The sequence below is a fragment of the Cytobacillus sp. genome, assembly GCF_964223445.1.
Taxonomy (GTDB): domain Bacteria; phylum Bacillota; class Bacilli; order Bacillales; family Cytobacillaceae; genus Cytobacillus.
Genome location: NZ_CAXQGS010000052.1, coordinates 38,736 through 60,350, shown reverse-complemented (window position 1 = coordinate 60,350; position 21,615 = coordinate 38,736). Strand labels below are relative to the sequence as shown.

22 protein-coding genes and 1 riboswitch are annotated in these 21,615 nt (G+C 40.1%); of the genes, 9 read left to right on the top strand and 13 right to left on the bottom strand.

Going from position 1 to position 21,615, the window contains the following annotated elements:
- Nucleotides 1–5 precede the first annotated feature (5 nt).
- The gene (locus ACEQ1T_RS09340) at nucleotides 6–767 is read right to left on the bottom strand and encodes a 3-oxoacyl-ACP reductase (protein ID WP_370222623.1); all 762 of its coding nucleotides are present in this window, start codon (nucleotides 765–767) and stop codon (nucleotides 6–8) included.
- A gap of 105 nt (nucleotides 768–872) precedes the next feature.
- Nucleotides 873–985, bottom strand: a riboswitch (TPP riboswitch).
- 116 nt (nucleotides 986–1,101) lie between these two features.
- On the opposite strand from ACEQ1T_RS09340, the gene ACEQ1T_RS09335 reads away from it, so the two are divergent.
- Nucleotides 1,102–1,563, top strand: coding sequence for an OsmC family protein (locus ACEQ1T_RS09335; RefSeq protein ID WP_370222622.1), 462 nt, complete (start codon nucleotides 1,102–1,104; stop codon nucleotides 1,561–1,563).
- Nucleotides 1,564–1,596: 33 nt separating this feature from the next.
- Here ACEQ1T_RS09335 and ACEQ1T_RS09330 read toward each other — a convergent pair whose 3' ends face one another.
- Nucleotides 1,597–2,346 (bottom strand): Cof-type HAD-IIB family hydrolase, encoded by a 750-nt coding sequence (locus tag ACEQ1T_RS09330; RefSeq protein ID WP_206839659.1) that lies wholly within the window; start codon nucleotides 2,344–2,346, stop codon nucleotides 1,597–1,599.
- Between the two features lie 394 nt (nucleotides 2,347–2,740).
- On the opposite strand from ACEQ1T_RS09330, the gene ACEQ1T_RS09325 reads away from it, so the two are divergent.
- Together ACEQ1T_RS09325 and ACEQ1T_RS09320 are read left to right on the top strand one after the other, a co-directional pair.
- A complete protein-coding gene (locus ACEQ1T_RS09325) occupies nucleotides 2,741–3,307 on the top strand; it encodes a sigma-70 family RNA polymerase sigma factor (protein WP_206839657.1) in 567 nt (188 codons plus the stop codon).
- The gene (locus ACEQ1T_RS09320) at nucleotides 3,300–4,379 is read left to right on the top strand and encodes a hypothetical protein (RefSeq protein WP_370222621.1); all 1,080 of its coding nucleotides are present in this window, start codon (nucleotides 3,300–3,302) and stop codon (nucleotides 4,377–4,379) included. The genes ACEQ1T_RS09325 and ACEQ1T_RS09320 overlap by 8 nt, the downstream gene beginning before the upstream one ends.
- A gap of 42 nt (nucleotides 4,380–4,421) precedes the next feature.
- Here the strand turns inward: ACEQ1T_RS09320 and ACEQ1T_RS09315 are convergent, their stop codons facing one another.
- Nucleotides 4,422–4,712 carry a hypothetical protein gene (locus tag ACEQ1T_RS09315; RefSeq protein ID WP_206839652.1) on the bottom strand — a complete coding sequence of 97 codons (291 nt, stop codon included), beginning with the start codon at nucleotides 4,710–4,712 and terminating at the stop codon, nucleotides 4,422–4,424.
- A gap of 140 nt (nucleotides 4,713–4,852) precedes the next feature.
- On the opposite strand from ACEQ1T_RS09315, the gene ACEQ1T_RS09310 reads away from it, so the two are divergent.
- Nucleotides 4,853–5,914, top strand: coding sequence for an AbrB family transcriptional regulator (locus ACEQ1T_RS09310; RefSeq protein WP_206839651.1), 1,062 nt, complete (start codon nucleotides 4,853–4,855; stop codon nucleotides 5,912–5,914).
- 43 nt (nucleotides 5,915–5,957) lie between these two features.
- On the opposite strand, the gene ACEQ1T_RS09305 is transcribed toward ACEQ1T_RS09310, so the two are convergent.
- A complete protein-coding gene (locus tag ACEQ1T_RS09305; protein WP_370222618.1) occupies nucleotides 5,958–6,710 on the bottom strand; it encodes a C39 family peptidase in 753 nt (250 codons plus the stop codon).
- A gap of 301 nt (nucleotides 6,711–7,011) precedes the next feature.
- On the opposite strand from ACEQ1T_RS09305, the gene ACEQ1T_RS09300 reads away from it, so the two are divergent.
- Nucleotides 7,012–7,947 carry a MerR family transcriptional regulator gene (locus ACEQ1T_RS09300; protein WP_370222616.1) on the top strand — a complete coding sequence of 312 codons (936 nt, stop codon included), beginning with the start codon at nucleotides 7,012–7,014 and terminating at the stop codon, nucleotides 7,945–7,947.
- A gap of 156 nt (nucleotides 7,948–8,103) precedes the next feature.
- On the opposite strand, the gene speD is transcribed toward ACEQ1T_RS09300, so the two are convergent.
- Nucleotides 8,104–8,928: an adenosylmethionine decarboxylase gene (gene speD / locus ACEQ1T_RS09295; protein WP_206839921.1), complete on the bottom strand. Its 825-nt coding sequence runs from the start codon at nucleotides 8,926–8,928 to the stop codon at nucleotides 8,104–8,106.
- 236 nt (nucleotides 8,929–9,164) lie between these two features.
- On the opposite strand from speD, the gene ACEQ1T_RS09290 reads away from it, so the two are divergent.
- Complete coding sequence (locus ACEQ1T_RS09290) at nucleotides 9,165–10,307, top strand: CAP domain-containing protein (RefSeq protein WP_370222615.1); 1,143 nt, start codon at nucleotides 9,165–9,167, stop codon at nucleotides 10,305–10,307.
- A gap of 148 nt (nucleotides 10,308–10,455) precedes the next feature.
- Nucleotides 10,456–10,884: a cell wall hydrolase gene (locus tag ACEQ1T_RS09285; RefSeq protein WP_019379782.1), complete on the top strand. Its 429-nt coding sequence runs from the start codon at nucleotides 10,456–10,458 to the stop codon at nucleotides 10,882–10,884.
- 445 nt (nucleotides 10,885–11,329) lie between these two features.
- Here the strand turns inward: ACEQ1T_RS09285 and ACEQ1T_RS09280 are convergent, their stop codons facing one another.
- The 5 genes from ACEQ1T_RS09280 to ACEQ1T_RS09260 all read right to left on the bottom strand — a co-directional run bounded on the left by ACEQ1T_RS09280 (nucleotide 11,330) and on the right by ACEQ1T_RS09260 (nucleotide 15,987).
- On the bottom strand, nucleotides 11,330–11,929 hold the full coding sequence (locus tag ACEQ1T_RS09280; RefSeq protein ID WP_370222614.1) for a YdcF family protein: 600 nt from the start codon (nucleotides 11,927–11,929) through the stop codon (nucleotides 11,330–11,332).
- A gap of 122 nt (nucleotides 11,930–12,051) precedes the next feature.
- Nucleotides 12,052–12,687, bottom strand: coding sequence for an FMN-dependent NADH-azoreductase (locus tag ACEQ1T_RS09275; protein WP_206839645.1), 636 nt, complete (start codon nucleotides 12,685–12,687; stop codon nucleotides 12,052–12,054).
- Between the two features lie 220 nt (nucleotides 12,688–12,907).
- The gene (locus ACEQ1T_RS09270; protein WP_370222612.1) at nucleotides 12,908–13,057 is read right to left on the bottom strand and encodes a hypothetical protein; all 150 of its coding nucleotides are present in this window, start codon (nucleotides 13,055–13,057) and stop codon (nucleotides 12,908–12,910) included.
- Nucleotides 13,058–13,247: 190 nt separating this feature from the next.
- The gene (locus tag ACEQ1T_RS09265) at nucleotides 13,248–14,477 is read right to left on the bottom strand and encodes a CNNM domain-containing protein (protein ID WP_370222610.1); all 1,230 of its coding nucleotides are present in this window, start codon (nucleotides 14,475–14,477) and stop codon (nucleotides 13,248–13,250) included.
- Nucleotides 14,478–14,925: 448 nt separating this feature from the next.
- Entirely contained in the window at nucleotides 14,926–15,987 is a 1,062-nt protein-coding gene (locus ACEQ1T_RS09260) for a multicopper oxidase domain-containing protein (protein ID WP_206839640.1), read from the bottom strand.
- A 356-nt stretch (nucleotides 15,988–16,343) separates the two neighbouring features.
- Between ACEQ1T_RS09260 and ACEQ1T_RS09255 the strand changes: the two genes are divergently transcribed.
- Nucleotides 16,344–17,174, top strand: a complete 831-nt coding sequence (locus ACEQ1T_RS09255) for an undecaprenyl-diphosphate phosphatase (protein WP_370222608.1) — start codon at nucleotides 16,344–16,346, stop codon at nucleotides 17,172–17,174.
- Between the two features lie 334 nt (nucleotides 17,175–17,508).
- Here ACEQ1T_RS09255 and ACEQ1T_RS09250 read toward each other — a convergent pair whose 3' ends face one another.
- Nucleotides 17,509–18,072 carry a DUF1836 domain-containing protein gene (locus tag ACEQ1T_RS09250; RefSeq protein WP_370222606.1) on the bottom strand — a complete coding sequence of 188 codons (564 nt, stop codon included), beginning with the start codon at nucleotides 18,070–18,072 and terminating at the stop codon, nucleotides 17,509–17,511.
- A gap of 143 nt (nucleotides 18,073–18,215) precedes the next feature.
- Between ACEQ1T_RS09250 and ACEQ1T_RS09245 the strand changes: the two genes are divergently transcribed.
- Nucleotides 18,216–18,863: a hemolysin III family protein gene (locus tag ACEQ1T_RS09245; protein WP_206839637.1), complete on the top strand. Its 648-nt coding sequence runs from the start codon at nucleotides 18,216–18,218 to the stop codon at nucleotides 18,861–18,863.
- Nucleotides 18,864–18,907: 44 nt separating this feature from the next.
- Here ACEQ1T_RS09245 and ACEQ1T_RS09240 read toward each other — a convergent pair whose 3' ends face one another.
- On the bottom strand, nucleotides 18,908–20,281 hold the full coding sequence (locus ACEQ1T_RS09240) for an N-acetylmuramoyl-L-alanine amidase (RefSeq protein ID WP_370222603.1): 1,374 nt from the start codon (nucleotides 20,279–20,281) through the stop codon (nucleotides 18,908–18,910).
- A 365-nt stretch (nucleotides 20,282–20,646) separates the two neighbouring features.
- The gene (gene manA / locus ACEQ1T_RS09235; protein WP_206839635.1) at nucleotides 20,647–21,594 is read right to left on the bottom strand and encodes a mannose-6-phosphate isomerase, class I; all 948 of its coding nucleotides are present in this window, start codon (nucleotides 21,592–21,594) and stop codon (nucleotides 20,647–20,649) included.
- Nucleotides 21,595–21,615 lie beyond the last annotated feature (21 nt).

Genomic DNA, 21,615 nt, shown 5'->3' with positions numbered 1-21,615 from the left:
CTCCTTTAATTCATAACTAGTCCGCCATCCACAACCAAATTCTGTCCTGTAACCGCCCTTGCCCAGGGAGAAGCGAAGAAGACTATTGCATCAGCCACTTCTGCAGGATCTGTGACTTTTTTTAATGGAGTTGAGTTTTCGATAATTTCAAAGACTTCCTCGGATGTCGAAGCACTGGCGTCTGTCGTTCTTAACAAACCGCCTGATACCATATTCGCAGTAATCCCATATTGGCCCAGCTCATTCGCCATATTCCTGGTGAAGCCTAATAGAGCAGCTTTGCTGGTCGTATAGTCATGGTAGGGTACAACTGGATTCTGGAATAGATTGGTCCCAACCGAGATTATCCTGCCAAACTCCTGTTTTTTCATATCTTCCAGACCAGCCTGGACTGTGTTTAAAGCCCCAAGAATTGCACCTTCGAGCTGGTTTTTGTAATCGTCCCATTTAATTGTTTCTGCATCTTTTTTTGAAATAGGGTCAAATTGAAAGTTCACCAGTGCATTATTGACTATGGTTGTAATGGGGCCTCCAAAGTGTTCCTTCGCCTTTTGAAACATTGATTTCACTTGACCTCTGTCCCGGATATCAGCACGAATGGCAATGGCTTTTTCGCCAATTTCCTTCTGTAGAGCATGTGCTTTTTCCTCGCTATGGAAATAGTTAATGACAACTCTCGCCCCTTCCCTCGCGAATGCTTTTGCTGTTTCTTTGCCCAGCCCTCTGCTGCTGCCTGTAATAATGACAATCTGATCGTTAAGATTCATAGAAAATCCTCCTTATTGATAGCCAATTCATTTGTTTTTGAGAACAAAATAAAAACCAGATCCGAAATTGGACCTGGCTGAATAATCTAAGAGAAAAAACATCGTTCCCCGCAATTACTACTTTCCTACGCTGGTATGATCCAGATCAGGTCCGAAGGGTAAAAAACAGTCCGGTTTCTTTCTCAGCCCGCGAGCATCGGGCACCCCTAGCAGTAAAACTATTAAGTTGGCTGATTTCATCTTAGCCTGAAACGTTAAATCTGTAAAGTCTTGCAATTCTGCCTGTTCCTCTTTAAGGTTTAAATAGAAATACATAACTTGGAGGAATCAAAGAATGGCTGAACACCAATTCCATTTAAAAGCACATTGGCCTGGACTTCGTAATGATGTTGGAGAAATTGAGACTGGAGGGCTGAAAACAAAGGTTTCCATTCCCCCAGAAATGGAAGGTCCCGGAATCGGAACAAATCCGGATGAAATGCTGCTTGGGGCTGCAGCAACTTGTTATATCATTACCCTGGCAGCCATGATGGAACGAAGCAAACTCGAAAAAGAAGACCTTACGATGGAATCAATTGGAATTGTGGATGTAACCAAAGGAGTGATTACGTATAGGAAAATTATTCATCGCCCCCTTATCTTGTTAAAAGCTGATGCGACAGAAAAGGATCATTCACTTGCGCGAAAGCTGGCGCAAAAAGCTGAAGCATCCTGTATGATTTCCAGGGCGATTAAAGGAAATGTGGAAATAGCACTGGAAGAAACCATTCTAATTGCCAAAAGAGCATCCAAATAAACCAAAAACCGGCATGTTAGCCGGTTTTTAATCTTAGAGAGCCCACTTTCGGATTGCTTTTGCAACACCAGCGTCATCATTAGTTCCCGTAACAGCATTGGCTGTTTCTTTCACAATATCCTGGGCATTTCCCATTGCTACTCCCCAGCCAGATTCCTCTATCATGGCAATATCATTTAAGCTGTCTCCCATTGCCATTACATTTTCCATCGAAATGCCAAGAATCTCAGTTACCTTCTGGATACCTCTGGCTTTATTGATGCCCAGAGCATTTACCTCAATATTAGTTAAGCTGGAATTTGTAATTTCCAGGTCCCCTTTTGTTCGAAGCTCTTTATGAATGAGTTCCCTGATCTCATCATCTGATATATCAAATCCAAATTTAAGCCATTCATGGTCATGAATATTTTCTGGCATTTCATTCATCCAAACTTGTTCGCAGCTGGTTGCCCAGAATTTGGTCTTATGTGACTGGGATAAATTCCACATCCATTCCATTACTTTAGAATCAACAGGAGTCCTTGTGATTAATTCTCCACCAGGGCCAAATATTTCACTGCCGTTGACCGTGATCAAATAGGAGTTCAATTCCAAAGAATCAGCATGATCGCCTGCCGTGAGCCTGGATCTTCCCGTGCTTAAAATAACTTCAATCCCTTTTTCCTTCGCCTCCCGTATTGCCTTGCGGTTTTCATCTGGAATTTCCCCTCTGGAATTCAACAAGGTTCCATCCATATCAAGAGCGATTAATTTGATCTGTGGAGCAATATTTGATTGTGACATAATAATCTCCCTTCTTTCTTGCACAATAAATCCATTATATAAATAAATAATCGTCCCATCAAAAACAAAGCATTTGGGCAGAATCATTTATTCGAAAATAGCGATCATTATTCCCAATCTAATTGTATAGGCCAGAATTACTCAATATGAACAAATGAGGAAATGATGAATGTTCCTTGTTATTTTTGCTCCTTCTGTTCTTAAGCTATGCATGGATGTGGTTTTATTTAATCGGATTAAATAATCAGGCGCAGACCAAATGGTATGCGCTTTTTTTGTATAATCTTAATAGATGCCAAAAGTTGAAGCGATTTACTTGTATCTGTCGTCTAACTGTCAGGAAACAAAAGGCAGCCGGAATCGGCAGCTGGCAATTTAGCAAGGAGGCAGTCATGTGAGCTCTGATGATTATGTAAAACGGTCAATTGCTGATCAAGTGGATCGTGCTCTCGTTCTTGAAATGATCATGGATGAGTATGGAACCGTTTTGAAGAGATTGATATACAGCTATGTGAATGATTGGAATGCGGCCAGCGATTTAACACAGGATACCTTTATTACTGTTTATGAGAAGCTGGAAAGTTTCCAGCAAAGATCTTCTTTTAAAACATGGATTTTTACAATCGCTATTAATAAAAGCAAAGACTATCTTAAAAGCTGGCATTATCGAAATATGGTCCTGAATGAAAAGGTTTTTTTCCTGAAGAAGGATAGAGAAAAAGATCCGGAAGCTTCATTTCTTGAACGGGATGAACATCAGGAATTGCTAAAAACGATTGAATCCCTCACAGTAAAATACCGGGAAGTCTTCCTTCTCCATTATTACCAGGATCTCAGTCTGGCTGAAATAAGTGAAACCCTTAATATTCCTATTTCTACTGTTAAAACAAGACTGTACAGAGGACAGGAAAAAGTGAAGAAGATACTATCTGCTGCAGAAAGAGGTGAACAGCATGGCTGATCTGAATCAGGAAGTGAAGAAAGAGTTGAATGCTGCATGGACGAAAGATTCTGTTTTCACAGAAGAAGAAAAACAGAGAGTCAGAAACCGAATCGCCACTTCTGCTGCTAAAGGCAGGAAAAAAGACTATGTTCCTAAGCTTCTTTCTGCCGCTGCAGCTGCTGGGTTTGTCCTGTTGATTGGCGGGATTGCCGGAATCCAGACAGATGACTTTAACAAGCAAAATGGACAGGAGACTGTCATTTCAAATAAAGATTTTTATTCCGGCCTTACAGAGGGTGCTATGCTAAATAACTGGAAACTGAATGGTTACGAGAAGGATTCATATGGCCGCATAACTGCAGTTTTTACTGGAAAGGCAGCGGTTACAGGCATTCTGGATTTTCAGGATGAAATTGTATACTTTCAGCCTGATCGTGATTCTTTAAAATTGCTGCCGATCATGGATGGCAAGACCATAAAAATAACTTTTAATGAAACCGATCAGGAGATGCTAAAAAAGGTATTTGGCACAGCCGCACCCATTAAAGCAGAAAGTGTTTCTTTAATTTTAGATGGATATCGCGCACCGGAAGGCGCTGTACATCAGGCTGAAGTCTTGGAGCTGGCAGCCCCAAAAGAACCTCAATTCCATGCTGTTCCATTCCAGCTGGCCCTAAATATTAATGCGGAACTGGTCCTGCCGGAGCCTTTAAACCATGTGTATAAAGAATTTTCTTTAAGAGGAACGGATGAGATCTTAAGAGGTTTAAGCCCGGCAGAAGTATTCCAGCTGTACTTATTTGCTGAAGAAATTGAAGATTATTCTACTCAATATGCATTGTTTAACCATGATCCGGAAATCGGAAAACCATTCCCTACCCTGAATCATTACCTGAATGCTATAAGCGAGTCGCCATCGATCCCAGAAGAACAGACATTATTGCATAGGGTGAAGAATGCACATTTAGAAGAAGTCATTAGCGATGACTCTTCAGCATATATTTCCATATCTGAAGAGGATGGCTTTGGATTCGGCCTCAGCAAAAACAGCGAAGGAATATGGAAAGTAAACTGGATGCCAACCCAATAAATTGGCTGAGCTTGTACCGTTAATGGTGCAGGCTCTTTATATTTACCTAAATAGGCCACCAAAGAACACAATGATTGCTAATACGGATGAAAGAAACAGGGTGAGGATAATGGAAAATAATACATGAAAACCCGCTTGCCAGTTTTGGACTTTCTTTAAAACAAAAACACTCACGAGGAAGACAATGACTGTCAGAAGCAGAAGAAGCGAAAATGGACGATGGCCGATATTATTCAGATAAATATCATACAGAGGCGAAAAACCCAGCAGCAAAAATAAACCAAGACATATAAACGATAAGATGAAAACAAAATGGCTTAGTTTTTCCGGCATGGTTAGTCCCCCTTCTATAAAATGGACTTCTCTTAATAAATTGTATGAAAACATATGATTTTATAAAACTTGTAATTTATTCATTGTTTTTATATGGTATAAATATCTTTAGGTATACTAAATAAAAAGAAGGTTTTTTTGTGAATAAAAATTTATTGATCACTTTTCTTACTGCTGTATTAGGTGCAGTATTATTTTCATTAATGCATATTCCGGTCGCCTTTTTGCTTGGTGCATTGACTGCTGTTATGATTGGAAGCCGGCTCAGCAGGATTCCGTTTTATTGGCCAGCCGGATTTCGTGATGCGGGGATTATCATCGTCGGATACAGCATCGGGCTTTCATTTACACAGGAAGCAGTTCTGCTTATCCTGCAGAAGCTCCCTTTTATTTTGCTCGTTACCGTCTGCATGGTTCTCTTTAGCGGCATATCTGCACTTCTCATTGCGAAATTAATGGGCATCGACTATCCCACGGTTTTAATCGGCAGTATTCCCGGAGGTCTGTCTCAAATGATTCTTCTGGCAGAGGAAGTCAAAGGAATCGATATCACGGTTGTTACCTTTATGCAGGTCGCACGGCTTTCCATGATTATCTTCATTGTTCCTGTACTGGTATTCGGACCTTGGCTGAATGTCCCGAGCGGTTCCGGTTTTGAAGCCGCAGAACCTTTATGGGGTCATTTATTCCCAGATATTTTACTCTTTGTCTTTGTTTCTTTTGCCGGCATAATCCTAAGCAAACGCCTGAAGCTCCCTACCCCGTACCTTCTCGGTCCGATTATGGGAACAGCGGCCCTTGTCCTTTCCGGTATAAATGGACCCGGACTCCCGCCTGCTGTTTTGGATTTATCACAGCTATTAATCGGGGCTCACATCGGCATGATGATGAAGCCTGAAAAGCTGGACAGTAAGGTCAAAACCATTTCTCTGGCTGCCTTAAGCGGCCTGCTGCTTATTGCGTGTTCGGTGCTGCTTAGTTTTATGATTATGCACTTTTTTCACCTTTCCCCTGCCACCAGCTTTTTAAGCCTGGCACCCGGAGGAATGGACCAAATGGCCATAATGGCTCATGAAACCGGCGCCGACTTAGCCATAGTAACAGGCTATCAGCTATTTAGGCTGTTTTTTATCTTCTTTGTAGTACCTCCGTTTTTAAAATGGAGCTTTTTAAAGTTTAAGAAATTGGAATCCACAAGCTAAAAGAAGGGACTGCTAAGCGGCAGCCCCTTCTTTTGCTATTTATTTAGTTAATGACAATGGCCTGTGATCCCATTAGCTCCCAGGCTTCTATAAACTGCTGTTTGGGCACCTTTTTATTTTTTGTGCCATACGGGTCGTTAATATAAATATATTCCTCATCATATCCGGTAATTGCAACACTATGCATCTGGAATGTCACTTCAACTGGCCCCCCCGGTGTATTCCAGGTTTCAAAGGATGCTGCTGGCGATAGGCTTGCAGTTGTAATAATCCAGACTGGCGATCCTTCTGCAATTTTTTCAAGAAGCACATCAAATGGCTTGCCAGTCAGATTCTCGGCACGTTCAGGAAAATACTTTTTCGCCAGTTCGAAAATCGGCCCCTGATAAACGCCTAATCCTGGTCCATCCTCCATGTTGCCGACAAAGCCTTCATTGGGATTCCCGTATTTACCTCCGTTATATCTAAGCGGCACCCGGTTAATTTCCTGTGCTAATTTATTTTTAGATACTTGAATGCCTTCATAACTTATAATCATTGCTAAACTGGTAATCTCACATCCATTATACAGACGGGGATTATCCATTTGATTGTACAATGGCACATCCAGGAGAACGGATTTCTTCTGAATTTCCTGCTTTACAATCGGTACATGCTTTGCCTCGGCATGCGGAACTGCACTATAGTGAATTTCATTTTGTTTTGACGGTTCATTGCTCCCCATCTTTATGCTGCCAAAAGTAAGCGTCAAACTGACCCCGGCTGCAACAGACATAGCAATAATTCTATTACCCAATTTACCCTGCTCCCTCTTAATCTAGCTGTTTTTTTTATAACATTCCAGTTTGATAAACTCAGCTTCCATTGTGACATAGCCGCCCTGATATGACAAATAGCTTGCTGACTGGCAAATTCTTTATGTTTTTTGTCAAAATGAATCCTTTTTGCTTTTTTCTGATGAATATCGTCTTCTTTTGATAGCTTTTGTCAGGCGGCAGGAAAAAACGGGATATCATGCTGAATAGTTAGTTAGAAGTTGTTTCGGAACTGGCATCCGAAGGATTCAGAATCTATTTTTTATGAAAGGGCTGAGTAAAATGGATACGCAATATATGAAAGCTTATACAATTAAAGAGGTTTCGAAAATACTGAATGTGCCTCCTGGAACATTAAGGCAGTGGGAAAAGGATTTAAATGGACTTTTGCTGATCCCCCGGTCAAAACAGGGAGCCCGCTTTTATACAGACCATGAAATTGCATTGCTTGAAAAGGTGAAGCAGATGCGCGACAAAAATTTAAGCAAGGATATGATCCGTGAATTAATGCAGAAACATATGGACTTTGCTTCTGAAACCGGTTTAGAAGCAAATGAAACATCTTTGGCGGCTATAAATCAGGAAACAGGATTACATACAGAGCATCAGGCTGCAATGGACGCCGAACAGTTCATGGCATTGATGGATAGTTTCAGGGACAGTTTAATTGCAGATGTCAGAAATGAAATTCGCAGCGGCGTTCGAAAGGAAGTTTTAGACGAAGTGAAAAAAGAAATTAGCAAAGGATCATTGCATACTGTTAAAAGCCTGTCGGATTCGATCTATAAATCAGGAGAAAAAACGAAAGCAGAAATTGAATCACTTGGCGCAAGGATTGAGCAGTCTTCTGAGAATACTTCCGAAGCGTTCGGAACCCTATCAAAAAGGGTGGCGAAAAATACGAAACGCACTTCAGATCAAATTCATCATTTGACAAACAAGCTGGCAGAATCCTCGGAAGCATCTTCTGAAGAGTTCAAAACCATGATTCATTACATTTCATCTTCTGCAGAGGTGACCAGCACCGAAATCAGCTCGCTGATTGAAACGTTAAACACAGACAGAGAAATTTATATCGATACCATAAATAAAGAACGCGAACAATACTGGCATGAGGTAAAGCAGCGGGAGGAGGTTTTTCAGGATATGATTGTCTCATTCCGAAGCGCGGCTGCTGCACAGGAACCCGGGAAAAAATGGTGGGAGTTCTGGAAATAGGTTATGTGATTTATTTTTGTTGTGTGTCAATTAATTTATGTTCATTCATAAAAGAACCAGGAGAATATGTTCTTCTCCTGGTTTTAATTTTGCCTTCTATCTGATGCTTTTTGGTTTGGGTTTTAATAGAGGCCCATTTACTGGGAGCCTTCACATTCAATCTGATAATGAACCCGGATTAATGTTTTTCCCGTAAAAAATTTCGTCCATCTCCGTTGTGAGCCGCTCAGTGATCTCTTCAGCTTCCTGGGGATCAAGCTTGTCCTTCGTGTAACCAAATAAATAATTATCCAAATCAAAATCCCTTATTTTACATTTTGTGTGAAAAGTGTGTGCCTGATAAATATTCACGTCAATCATATCAAAATCTTCTTTTGCTTCTTCAGGAATATAATTTTGGATCGAACTAATATCATGGTCGATATAGAGTTTTTTCCCGTCCTTGTCCCGTGTAAATCCCCTGACTCTGTAGTCGATTGTCATGATATCCGTATCAAAGGAATGGATGAGGTAATTAAGGGCTTTTAGCGGGGAGATTTCTCCGCAGGTTGATACATCTATATCAGCCCGGAATGTGCTGATTCCTTCGTCCGGATGATATTCAGGATAGGTATGGACGGTAATATGGCTTTTATCGAGCTGCATGACTACATTATCAGGCAGCGGGCCAGGAGATTCATCATAAGATTCATCCGGGACTTCTACTACCGGTCCTTCAGATACCAGGACGGTCACACTTGCGCCTTGTGGCACATAATCCTGCTGTGCAACATTCAGGACATGGGCTCCAATAATGTCGGAAACATTCTTTAATATTTTTGTAAGCCGCTCCGCACTATATTCCTCATCAATATAGTCTATATAGGCTTCTCGCTCTTCCCTCGTCTTGGTGTAACAGACATCATACATATTAAAGCTGAGTGATTTCGTCAAATTATTAAAGCCATGGAGTTCAATTCTTTGTTCCGGTGTTAATTTCAACATTTCTTCCCCCTTTGCAGCAGCTATGCATCTGTTCATTTTTATAATTATGTTACCCAAACTATCCTTTTAAAAACAGAAAATATCTAATCGCGCAGCCAAAAGCGTTAGAGAAACTGCCAAACGGGGTAGAAAAATAAGGAAGGCATCAATGTTTTGCATTTCCGTATTTTTAAAACTTATAATGAATGGGCATACCTTTGATATGGGTAGAAAGGTATATGGGAGGAGATTTATTGAGGAAGTTTTTATTTATTTTTATCCTGTTAATTATCGGTTTTGCCTTTTCACAGCCAGATGGGAAATTGGCAGATGAATCTAATTCAGGAACTGTAATTGATAATATAAAATCTGAAATTCAGCTTTTAAAAGACAATGAAGATGTTCTAGCTATTTTAAGCGGTGTGATGGAAGAGGCACAAAGCTGGGCAGATGAATTCCTTCAGACATTCGGGCAATATACCGGCGAGAAAAATCAAGCTCCAGAGGATAAAGCCGAAAAGCCTGTTTTGGAAGCCCCTGATGAGCAAACCTTTTCTATTCATAATATAGAAATAGGCGATGATAAGACGGAAATCGAAAGCAAGCTCGGCCCCTCGAAACGTTCCTCCGCAAATGAATTTGGAACAGATTGGCATGCTTATCATGATCAATATCAAAATTTTGTAATGGTCGCTTATGACAAGCAAGAGAAAGCTGCAGGCATATATACAAATCAGGATTTGATTTCTTCATCAAAAGAGATTGCCTATGGAACGCCAAAGACTTCAGTTTTGCAGCAGCTTGGAGAGCCGCTGGACAAAATGAGAAAGGGCTTTGTCATCTATCAGCTTGAAAAGAATCGGGATTATGATCTATACGAAATGGATGGGAATTATGTAACCATATTCTATGATAAACATCGTGACAATACTGTAACTTCAATACAAATAATCAGTAAATCACTTGAGGAACAAAAAAATTCCTTTTATGCTGATGCCAGCAGCTCTCTTAAGGAAGGGTTTGAATATCAGCTTTTCGATATTACCAATGCCGAGAGAGTAAGTCACGGAGTGCCTGTTATGGAGTGGGATGATACTGTGAAGGAAACGGCGCGAAAGCACAGCAGCGACATGGCGGAAAACAATTACTTTGACCATACCAACCTGCAGGGCCTATCCCCTTTCGACAGAATGCAGGCGGATGAAGTTTCATTTATGGTCGCCGGGGAAAACCTTGCTTCCGGCCAATTCAGCAGTATCTTTGCTCATGAAGGATTAATGAACTCACTCGGCCACCGCAAAAATATTCTTCGTGCCGATTATGAATTTTTGGGTGTTGGCGTTGCTTTTAATTCAAAGTCACAGCCTTATTATACGGAAAATTTTTATGCCAAATAAAAGCTCCCGCTTCTGCAGAAGCTTTTTTCGTGGCTGTTCACCTTTATGTTCGTTCAGCCTAGTGTGAAAATGACGTATTTAACATTTCCCTCTTTTGTGCATACCATATATCATCCTATTTAAAATTAGGGAGATGAGGGTGACACAGATGGCAGTTGTGAAGGCACGTGAACAAGATATAGATTTGCTGGCCCGCCTCCTTCGTGCTGAAGCAGAAGGAGAAGGCCAGCAGGGCATGTTAATGGTAGGAAATGTGGGGATTAACAGAGTCAGGGGCAATTGTTCTGATTTTATAGGAATTCGTACTATTCCGGAAATGATTTATCAGCCGCATGCTTTTGAAGCAGTCCAGAAAGGCTATTTTTATCAGCGTCCAAGAGAAGTGGAAAGAAGACTCGCAAGGAGGGCTGTAAGAGGGGAACGGATTTGGCCAGCCAAATTTGCTCTATGGTATTTCAGGCCTCCTGGGGATTGTCCAGCTACATGGTATAACCAGCCTTTGGTTGGAAGATTTAAGCTTCATTGCTTTTATGAGCCTACAGCGGAAGAATGCGAGAACATTTACAATACATTTTAAGAAAAGCGGAAGCGCCTTGCCCAAAAAGGAACGCAGACTAAGAACGCCACGTCCTGTGGCAACGTCTGCATGACCCGCATCCTCCCAAAAGCTGCCGCTTTTGGTCGTGCGATGATTATGCTGACGAAGCCTTCCTTGTCCTGCGGGCCACAAGCACAAGTCGAGCCTCTCAGAAAGGCGTTCTTTGCTTTTTGGGAGGATTGTCCGAAATGTGGAGGCGACTGCCCAGGGACGACAGTCATAAGACGGTTCCTGTAAGAAGGTGTTTTTCCTTCTGAAAGGAACGGCTTATGACCCCGAGTCCCTAGGAGCCACAACAAGACAAGCTTGTGACCTCGAGGGGGTAGGCTGCTTGCGCTAGACAGTTATCGACGTTCAAAATTTTATACTTATCTTTTAAAAGAATCCCTGCCACTTATTTTTGGCGGGGATTTTTTCCTGAAGATTATATTTCGAGATCGATCAGAATGCCCTTTTTCACGTAGTCAATTATTTTCCCGGCTTCATTTAACACTCTTTTTCTCCCATAATGATCCTGCATCCATTGTTCCTTCCCTGTTGCACCATCATCAGAACATACAAGAGAATAGTGAATCCACTTCGGCATATACGTCAATAATGTCATGTGCAGCCTTCTCATGTGAAAAGGAGCCGTCACAATGATGATATTGGATATGTTCTCCAGACCGCACATCCGATCCATAACCAGCATAGAGGCAAGCACATTTTCTTTTGTATGAAGAGAGATATTCTCAATGAAAAGGTCTTTTGAAGGAATTCCGTATCCTATTGCTTTTTTCATTAACATTTCTGCTTCCGTCAATTCATCGCCAGGCCACTTTACACCGCCGGAGAAAAGTAATTTACTTGCCCTGCCCTCCTGATAGAGTCTGATGGCCTGAGGAAGTCGATATTTTGCTGCTTTGCTGCTTCCTGGCACAAAAATTAAATCCCCATTTTGCAGATTATCTTCAATCCCATAGTACAGCAGCTTGGATATATCATCCTCATTTAAATGACTGGGGCTGAATTCCGAGATTTTCACAAATCTCCCTCCTTTCGTTCCCAGCTTTTTAACTGCCTATATTATACTATTCATCAAGGACAAGAACTCTACTATATATGCCTAAAACATAAGAAAAAGCAGCGGAAATCCGCTGCTTTAGATTAGAATGTTTTGCCTTTGTCTTTTGCACGTGCAATAGCATCAGCTTTGATTTCTTCAGCTTTATCTGGCATAGCGTTGTGCCCTTCCACGAAAAGACCCTCGAATGAAGGAACACCGAAGAATTGCATTAATACGTTCAAATAGCGGTGACCCATTTCCATCTCTGCTGCAGGACCTTCTGAATAGATGCCTCCGCGCGCCTGGATGTGAATTGCTTTTTTATCAGTCAGTAATCCAATTGGACCTTCTGCCGTATACTTAAAAGTTTTGCCGGCTACTGCCACAGAATCAAGATACGCTTTCATTACTGGAGGGAATGAGAAGTTCCAAAGCGGTGTAACGAACACATATTTATCGGCTGCAACGAATTGTTCGCTTAATTCTGATAAGCGGCCTACTTTCGCCTTTTCATCTTCTGATAATTCCTCAAAACCTTTACCGGACTGAAGCTTACCCCATCCGCTGAATACATCCACATCAATTTGCGGGATATTTTCCTTGTATAAATCAACATGAACTACTTCATCATTTGGATTGGCTTCCTTGTAGGAATCAATAAAAGCCTTTCCTGCTGCCATGCTATATGACACCTTATCGTCATGTGGGTGTGCTGTAATATACAATACTTGAGCCATAATTCAATCACCTTTCCATTTTGAGTTGACATTTTAGTTTGAATCAGAAATAAAGTATGTATTCATCTGCAGTATGAACTTTTTTATTCTTAATCCGAGATAATCATATTCAAAATAAAATAGAATTTCAAGTCATCTGCTCATGCCTATTTTTATTACCCTTATTATTTGAAAATTAATCCACTGAAGATAAAAAAAAAGACCCAATACGGGTCCTCAATTATTCTTGTTCTTCAGTTGAGTATGGATTAGTTCCGATATTTTTTCTCATATCGTCTGTCAGTTCAAAAGGAATGCTTGAGTTTGCTTTGTCATCTTTTTCATAGTTCATTTGCACGCTACCATCATAATGGAACGGTTTATTTTCCATGCCAAGGTCACCCCGAATAGTTTATTTTTATTTTATTATACACTGAAAAGGACCTATTTTATCAGAAAAATTCAAAAATTATATATTTATTTTCCTGCTTCTATTGTCCCCATGAAGCAGCCATTTTTATTCGGATTATCAAGAATTAAAAAAAGCATTATTCCCAATAGGAAATAATGCTCAAATTTCATCAAGGGGTCTTTTTCTTAATTTCCACCAGTTTAAGCCTGTTATCCTCAATTGATTTTACTTCAAAATGAAGGTGATGATAATCCAATGTTTCCCCTTCTGCAGGGAAATGGCCTAGTTCTTTCAATAAGAATCCGGCAAGAATATCCTCATCTTCAGGAATTTTTGTTTTAAAAGCTTCATTAATTCTCCGGATTGAGAGTTTCGCGTGTACAATAATATGATTTTCAGTCAATTCATCAATAAGGATCTCGCTGCCTTCATCCGTTTCATCCTCTATTTCCTGCCCCAGCATGGCTTCAAGAATATCTTCATGTGTAATGATCCCTTTTGTTCCGCCATATTCATCAAGAACAATGGCAAGATGTTTCCTTTCTTTCATCATCATTTTGAATACCTTGTCAATGCTATGAAATTCATATACAAACAAAGGCTCCAGGTCAGTAAAATCTTTTAAGGTTTTTGCAGGGTGACTGGACCAGGCCAGCAATACCTTTGAATGAAAAACTCCGACAATATTGTCCATATTGTCTTTATATACCGGATACCTAGTAAAACGGTTATTCATTACAATATCCTTTGCCTCTTCTATCGTCGCTTCAATAGGAATGCCTTCAATGTCCATTCGCGGGGTTTTCAGTGCGTCGCTGACATCTAAATTATAAAAATCAATGATCCCTTTAATTCGCTGTGTTTCTTCTTCATGGAAGGTCCCTTCGCTTGTAGCGATATCAACCATGGTAATGAGCTCTTCTTTTGAGACAGATACAGAATCTGCTTCATTTTTAGAAAGGAATTTTATGATGGCTCTTGTGAACTTTGATATTAAAAATGTTACCGGCTTCAAGATAATCATAAGAACTCGAATTACCGGAAACACAAGATAGGCAATTTTGTCGGCAAAGCTTGCAGCAACTGATTTTGGCAGAACTTCTGCAAATAAGATAAGTGCTACAGTTAAAATCCCTGTCGCCACACCCACATTAAAGCCATAATCCAGCGCGATGATGGTAACCAGTGTCGGCAGCATGATATTTGCAATATTATTGCCGATTAATATAGAAGTAATCATCTCATCTGGTTTCGAAACAACCTCTAATATTCTTTGGGATTTTTTATCATTGTTATCAGCTCTGGATTTTAATTTCATTTTGTTAACAGCAGTCAATGCCGTTTCACTTCCCGATAGGAAAAAGGACATAAACATAAAAAACAAAATAGCAATAAACAAAGTTGGTTTCCTCCATTTTTATCAATACATTCATTCGTAATTGTTTTTACCCGATTTGCACAAGCAAAAACTGTGCCCGGCAAATTTGAATAATTATCCATTCATTATAAAGTAAATGAAAGCTTATCGAAAATAATAAGCATTTTCGATAGGCTGTTGTTGAACAAATATTCGTTTTATCAAAAAAAAAAGCTGACTAAAAAGCGGTTCCAATTGGAATCGCTTTTGGTCTTATCTCGATTTTTGTGTGAATTTAAAGGAATGCTATAGTCATAACATGAACTTTTTCAGCACTTATAATACTTGTTCCTTTATAACTAATAATCCACCCACTGTCCGGAAATAACATTCCTGCAGCCTTTCAATTCTAAATAGACTGCCAGAAAAAGGATTCCATTTTCATTTTGTATCTTGTATAATTTATTTTAAGTTGAGTTTTTATTTATATTTAATGGCTCATTGTGGCCTTACCGTCGTCTTCACCGGTCTCAGTTACCTTCAGGATGGCGACGGCTCCTTTTTGTGCGTGGTTAAACTGGTGAGTCACAATTGGATAGCTGCCTGCCTTGGTAACTGTAAATTCGACTACTGCACCGCCGCTTGCAGGGAGCATAACCGTTTGGAGACCTTGATAGCGGTTATAAGGGTTGCCATCAATGTATACATTATCAAACACAGTACCAACTACATGGAAAGAGCTTACTTCATTTGGTCCTATATTATTAACATATATCCTCACCTTATCCCCTACTTTAGCCAGAAGCGGATTATCCTTAAGGGTGAACGTATCCCCATTAGTATTGGGGTCTCCTTCCTTTAAAGCTTTTGTGGAGAAAACCACATGACTGGGAACGCCGTTTGTAAAATCCTCCAGATCGTTGTACTTATACCACTCGTTTTGAATAATTGTATATTCCCTATCAATCTCTTTGTCAGTCGGATATCCGTCTTTGGGCTTTACAATTATAGTTCCGTGCATTCCATTTGCTATATGTGATAATACCGGTGTCGTACCGCAATGATACATAAACACGCCTGGTTTATTTGCAGGGTAACTGAATGTTCCCGTTTCATCAGGATGAACGTTGGAGAAATCTTTTGAAGGAGCTGCGTGTACAGCGTGAAAGTCCATGCTGTGCGGTATTGCAGGATCCATATTTTTTAAGGTGAAGTTGATTGTGTCCCCTTCATTGACGACAACTACAGGGCCTGGCGCTTCACCATTAAACGTCCATGCTTTATAGAATTTTCCTTTGTCGATTTCAACATTCGTGATTTGGGAAGTCATTTCCACATTTACTTCATTCGGTCCGACTCTATCAATTTTCAATGGGATGGGTTCCTGATTTAAGTTTTTATGCGGAGCGATTGCCTCGGGCTGAGCTGTTTCTGCCGCCAGAACCTTTTCCTCAGGCTGAAGGGAACTTTCCAGTGCTGCCCCCTGGCTGCATCCCGTTATTAACCCTAAGCCAATAGCCGAAGTAAGCAGATATTTTACTCCTTTTTTCATCTTGATTTCCTCCTTATACTCGATTGGTATATCTGCTTTTATCATATGGTAAATATGGACTGAATTTGGTGATTTTTCTCACAAGGCATTGAAATTCTGTGAAGAGTTTGTGAATTAGTGATCAACATTTTAATATTAAAAAGGATAGAAGTGTTATTGCTTTGAACAGCGATTATGATGCTATAATCGCCTGGTATTTCAATCATGCCGACGATATAAGTGCATTTCAGCTAATTAATTGACACTTTACATCTATATTACTTTGTAAAAAATTGTTCCTATCTATCATAAATGGTTTATAATCATTAAATGGAGTTTAGTTGCATCAGATGGATAAAAGGAGAATTAATTAGAAGATGGATTTTATTATGATATTAAAAGCGATTATTTTGGGATTTGTTGAAGGAATGACTGAGTTTGCTCCTGTGTCCTCTACAGGACATATGATTATTGTGGATGATATGTGGCTCAATACAAAAGAGTTTTTATCAAAATATGAAGCTAATACTTTTAAAGTCGTCATTCAGCTCGGTTCCATTTTAGCGGTTGTAATTATTTTTAAGGAACGGTTCATTGAAATGCTCGGTCTTGGGAGAAGAAACAAAAACACTGAAGAAAAACAAAGCCGTCTGAAATTGTCTCAAGTGATTGTAGGGTTAATTCCTGCCGGGATACTTGGCGTTTTGTTTGAGGATTATATTGATGAACACCTGTTTTCAACTGAGACGGTTTTGATTGGTTTGGTGATTGGTGCATTTCTGATGATTTTTGCTGATATTTTTGGAGGCAAAAACCCGAAAACCGTTTCAGTCGATCAAATCACTTATAAACAGGCTTTATCTATTGGATTGATTCAGTGCTTCTCACTTTGGCCAGGGTTCTCCCGTTCAGGTTCAACCATTTCAGGAGGCGTCCTGCTTGGCCTGTCACACCGGGCTGCAGCTGATTTTACTTTTATCATGGCTGTGCCCATCATGGCTGGCGCGAGTTTTCTATCATTAATAAAAAATCTCGAGTATTTTTCAGTCGATGCGCTTCCTTTCTTTATTGCAGGCTTTATCAGTGCATTTGTGTTTGCCTTGATTTCGATCCGCTTCTTTTTGAAGATGATCAATAAAGTTAAACTTATTCCTTTTGCTATTTACAGGATTGTACTTGCAGGGGTTATATATTTCATTTTTCTATAAACAATGAACCCGGGCCTTTGTGGTCCGGGTTTTCTTTTGGTTAATTGTCCGAAGTCAGGGCAAATTCGGACTCTCACACTGGGATTTCGCCTCTTTCTGTCCGAAGTCGCGGCAGGTTCGGACTCTATGAGCGTCATGTCATTTTCTCCTGTCCGAACCAATTGCATATTATTAAAATAAATTTTTAAAGAAGCTGAAAATCACCCACGGAATCCACAGTACGGTACGAATAAGTAAGGAGATCATAATGGAATCCATAAATTCATTAAATATTTCCCGCAGCAGCCCTGTTTTTCGTTTATCTCTTTTCTTGATGGAGTTTCCCGCCTTCCTATTATTGATCCGCTTTATTTTTCACATCGTCTACAATGCGTTCAGCTGCTTTTCGATATAAGTTGCTCATGTGAACGAGTGAAGTGGCCAGCAGGACTTTTTCAAGCTGGGCTGACTGATCTTCATTTAGCTCTTTTGCTTCCTCTGCTGCCCTGGATGCCTGATTTTCCAGATCACTCTTAAATGCGTCGACATTCAGTTTAGTTAAATCGAGGTAAAGCTGATAAAAATGGTCCAGGTCCATCCTTCCTTCTGCTGTTCGTGTGTTGATGCCATTTAACAGGCTTTTTATATCGTTTATGGACAGTGCGCCTTTAAGCTGATAAATAAAAGCAATTAAAATAAGGTGCTCCTTTGAATATTTTTTATTTTTGACAGGAAAGAACAATTTCCCTTTTGCATAGTTATTTATCATTGTCTTTGTCAGCACTTTTTCCTCTTCGTTTCTCGTCGTGCTGCCAAAAGAATTTTCAAATAGCTGGATCACCTGATCCATATATAAGTCTATCTGCGGGATATCTTCCAATTGAATCTGATTATCCGCAATGAGTTTTTCCGTTTCCATATTCATCCCTCAAATCTTCACCTGGTATTACATAAATTCTACTTAAAAAAGCGCAAGTTGTAAATATTGACTAGATGATGTTTTATATATATTATATTAAGTAGTTATTAAAACTACATAAAAGAACATTAGGAGGAGATATTATGAATTCATACATCCGGGAGCCCATAAACGGACTGACCCATTTGGCAGGAGCGATATTATCCTTTGCCGGATTGCTTGCCATGGTTATTAAAGCCTCACTGACCACATCGTCACCGCTTGCCATTGCTGCTGTTGCTATTTTTGGAATCAGTTTAATGCTGCTCTATTCAGCATCAGCTACCTATCATATGGTGATAGCCAAAGATAAAGTCATTGCCTTTTTAAGAAAGCTTGATCATTCCATGATTTATGTATTGATTGCAGGTTCCTATACACCTTTTTGCCTTATAACATTAAATGGTGTGACCGGCTGGGTTCTGTTTTCCATTGTTTCTGCTGTTGCTTTATCAGGGATACTGTTTAAAATGATCTGGTTCAGCTGCCCCCGCTGGCTGTCAACAGCTTTATACATTGCAATGGGGTGGATTATTGTTTTTGCTTTTTCGCCTCTTTCTGAGTCTTTAAGCAGTACTGGTGTAATGCTTCTTTTACTTGGAGGCATCCTATACACGATCGGCGGAGTGATTTATGCGATTAAACCAAAATTCCTGGAGTTTAAACATTTGGGTTTTCATGAGATTTTTCATATTTTCATTATGATGGGAAGCATGGCACACTTTCTTTGTGTATTCATGTATGTGATTTGACAGATAGTTAAAAAAGCGGACACCCCTCATGTCCGCTTTTTTTATTAGCTGCCTTCTGCATCCTTCAGAACAGCTTCTAATTTCTGATCAGAAAATCTGACCATGTTTTTGTAGATGTTCATGATAGATTCAGCATAATTAGTACCAGGTACAGCCCATTTCCCATTCAGTTCCTTCCAAAGCTTCGCCGAACCTCTTTTCACAAGGCTGAAACGCGGATCGGCCAGTGGATATTTAGAAGGCAGAGGCTGTGTGGAAGCATAGGCATATAAATGCTGAATATGTGCCAAAACTCCTTCCTCCTGTGTGGAAAAGCTTGCTCCTGCGGCTCCATTCCCTGTTGCGCCAATTCCGGCAAAATTATTCTGGCCAGGCTTTACATCACCGGTAAAGCGCAAATAGTTGGTTTCATGCATGGCCTGTGCGAAAGCTACATCCCCTCTGATACCATAATATTCTCCGATAGCCGAATAGAATGAACCTAAATTGGCGGCGTTTGGATTAAACTGTTTTGCATATTGATTCATATGCTCTGGTGACAAATGGGTTACTCCCAGAATGGAATAACCTTTTGGTTCAGAAGGCACTGCCGGCGGAGCGTCTGACAGTATATAGGCATCTGCTATTCCTGCTTTCTTTACTGCTTCCAGTTGTTTTTCTGCATTTTCCTTCGTACTGAAAGCACCGGCCTGTACCCTGTACCAGACCGTGCCTGAAATTTCAGCAATAGCAATAACTGATTCAATGCTTTTATTTTTTAGAGCGGCAGCCCTTTCCTCAGCATTCTTTCTATTTGTAAAAGAACCGGCTATCACTCTGTATAAATTACTGGGATCGACTGGTTTTGGCGGCTGCGGCGGGACTGCCGGTTTGGCTTTAAGGCTAAAGGCTTTTGCCATTCCATTAACATGTCCCTGTGCCACTCTTTGTCTCCACAGTGGATCTTTCATTAAAGCGGCATCTGCAGAATTATCAATAAACCCATTTTCTGTTAATAGGGCTGGCATGGCAGATTCACGCAGGACATGAAAGTCAGCTTTCTTCTTGCCTCTATCGATGAGCTGATTCAGTTTTGTGACTTCAGCATGGATAATATTCTGATAGCTGGCTGTTTGGGAAGTGCTTCCAAGGCTGTTATGAATAAAATCTTCATACCCCTTCGCTGCACCATTCGCGGCATTACAGTGTATGGAGAGGTAAAAATCCGCCCCCCAGCTATTGGCTTCAGATGTCCTTTGGCTCAAACTTTTAGTCGTATCATTTTCACGGCTCATTTTAACTTCTATATCCTGATAGATGGTCAATAAGATATTTTTTATATTTTTTGCGATATCAAGTGCAATATCTTTCTCTCTTATTCCGTTTCCCTGAGCTCCTGGATCAGTGCCTCCGTGTCCAGGATCTAAATAAAGCTTCATGGTCCTCACTCCTTTTTAATTAAATGCTATATCAAAGTTTTGGAGCTTCCCAGTTCATTATAAATCAATTTAACTCAGCAAGTACTTGCTTGTAATATTGTATGTTTGACAACAAAAATGGCTTGTACACGTGACCAGGCAATTTTGATTCTTATAGCTGGAAACACAAAAAATTGGCTTTTATTGGCGAGATTCTAACCCGATAGCTACCTGCAGCATGTTTTCATGATAATAAGAAGCACGGCTCATTTTCTTCGTGAGATATGTAAATTCAGTGAAAAATATAAAGCAAGCCAAGTTTAGGCTTGCTTTTCTGGCCAGTTCAATTTGCTTTGTGAAAATGTGAAGTATGATACGGGTTTATATCAGGGGTGAGAAACGATAGCCTCAAATTGCCCCTCGAACGAGTACTTTGTTATTTGGGCCGGCAGGATAAGGTGGTCGCCTTTTTTCAGATTGTATCGATTTTTTCTTATGATTAAACTCCCTGTCCCGTTTATTATACTGATTAGTATAAATGGCACTGCTTTTTTCATCGCAGCATTCTCTTGTATCTCCCATTTGCTTACAGTGAAGTTTTCAGTTTCCAAGTACTTTATAAACCGATTTCTGCCCTTCTTTACATACTCTGGCTGAAGTTTTGGCAAATAATGAGGCACTGTCGCCACTTCAATAGCCTGTCTTAAATGAAGTTCGCGTTTCTTTCCATTGCTGTCTATTCTGTCGTAATCGTATAGTCTATAAGTGGTATCCGAACTTTGCTGAATCTCCAGAATAAGAGTCCCTTGCCCTAGTGCATGAACGGTCCCGCTGGGTACGAATATAAAATCCCCTTTCTTGATTTGGATTTTATTCAGAAGTTTTCCCCATTCCTTTTTTTCGATTAAACTTGTTAGTTCTTCTTTAGTTTTTGCATTATGACCTAAAATGATATGAGCATTCTCTTTACAGTCCAGGACGTACCAGCATTCATTTTTACCAAACATATCTGTCCCATGCTTTTGTGCATATTCGTCATCAGGATGAACTTGAACAGATAAATCTGAATTGGCATCAAGCAATTTTACCAGAAGCGGAAAATTTTGTGCAGGATGGTTTCCAAATAATTCTCGATTATCTGTCCAAAGTTCACTAAGCTTCTTCCCAATAAACTTTCCGGATAAAACTGTGCTATCGCCATTTGCATGTCCAGATATTGCCCAGCATTCACCTGTCTTTTCAGAATTAATATTATAGCCAAATATATTTTTAAGAGCTGTACCTCCCCAGATCCTTTCTTGGAAAACAGGCTCTAAAAATATTGGCTGTTCCACAAAGTCCCTCCTAAATTAGTC

Bases quoted from the DNA above. Each gene is read 5' to 3' on its own strand.
- ACEQ1T_RS09320 (WP_370222621.1), top strand. From the start codon at position 3,300: ATGGCTGATCTGAATCAGGAAGTGAAGAAAGAGTTGAATGCTGCATGG.
- ACEQ1T_RS09300 (WP_370222616.1), top strand. From the start codon at position 7,012: ATGGATACGCAATATATGAAAGCTTATACAATTAAAGAGGTTTCGAAA.
- ACEQ1T_RS09335 (WP_370222622.1), top strand. From the start codon at position 1,102: ATGGCTGAACACCAATTCCATTTAAAAGCACATTGGCCTGGACTTCGT.
- ACEQ1T_RS09260 (WP_206839640.1), bottom strand. From the start codon at position 15,987: ATGAAAAAAGGAGTAAAATATCTGCTTACTTCGGCTATTGGCTTAGGG.
- ACEQ1T_RS09315 (WP_206839652.1), bottom strand. From the start codon at position 4,712: ATGCCGGAAAAACTAAGCCATTTTGTTTTCATCTTATCGTTTATATGT.
- ACEQ1T_RS09275 (WP_206839645.1), bottom strand. From the start codon at position 12,687: ATGGCTCAAGTATTGTATATTACAGCACACCCACATGACGATAAGGTG.
- ACEQ1T_RS09250 (WP_370222606.1), bottom strand. From the start codon at position 18,072: ATGGAAACGGAAAAACTCATTGCGGATAATCAGATTCAATTGGAAGAT.
- ACEQ1T_RS09330 (WP_206839659.1), bottom strand. From the start codon at position 2,346: ATGTCACAATCAAATATTGCTCCACAGATCAAATTAATCGCTCTTGAT.
- ACEQ1T_RS09285 (WP_019379782.1), top strand. From the start codon at position 10,456: ATGGCAGTTGTGAAGGCACGTGAACAAGATATAGATTTGCTGGCCCGC.
- ACEQ1T_RS09255 (WP_370222608.1), top strand. From the start codon at position 16,344: ATGGATTTTATTATGATATTAAAAGCGATTATTTTGGGATTTGTTGAA.
- ACEQ1T_RS09270 (WP_370222612.1), bottom strand. From the start codon at position 13,057: ATGGAAAATAAACCGTTCCATTATGATGGTAGCGTGCAAATGAACTAT.
- ACEQ1T_RS09240 (WP_370222603.1), bottom strand. From the start codon at position 20,281: ATGAAGCTTTATTTAGATCCTGGACACGGAGGCACTGATCCAGGAGCT.
- ACEQ1T_RS09245 (WP_206839637.1), top strand. From the start codon at position 18,216: ATGAATTCATACATCCGGGAGCCCATAAACGGACTGACCCATTTGGCA.
- ACEQ1T_RS09340 (WP_370222623.1), bottom strand. From the start codon at position 767: ATGAATCTTAACGATCAGATTGTCATTATTACAGGCAGCAGCAGAGGG.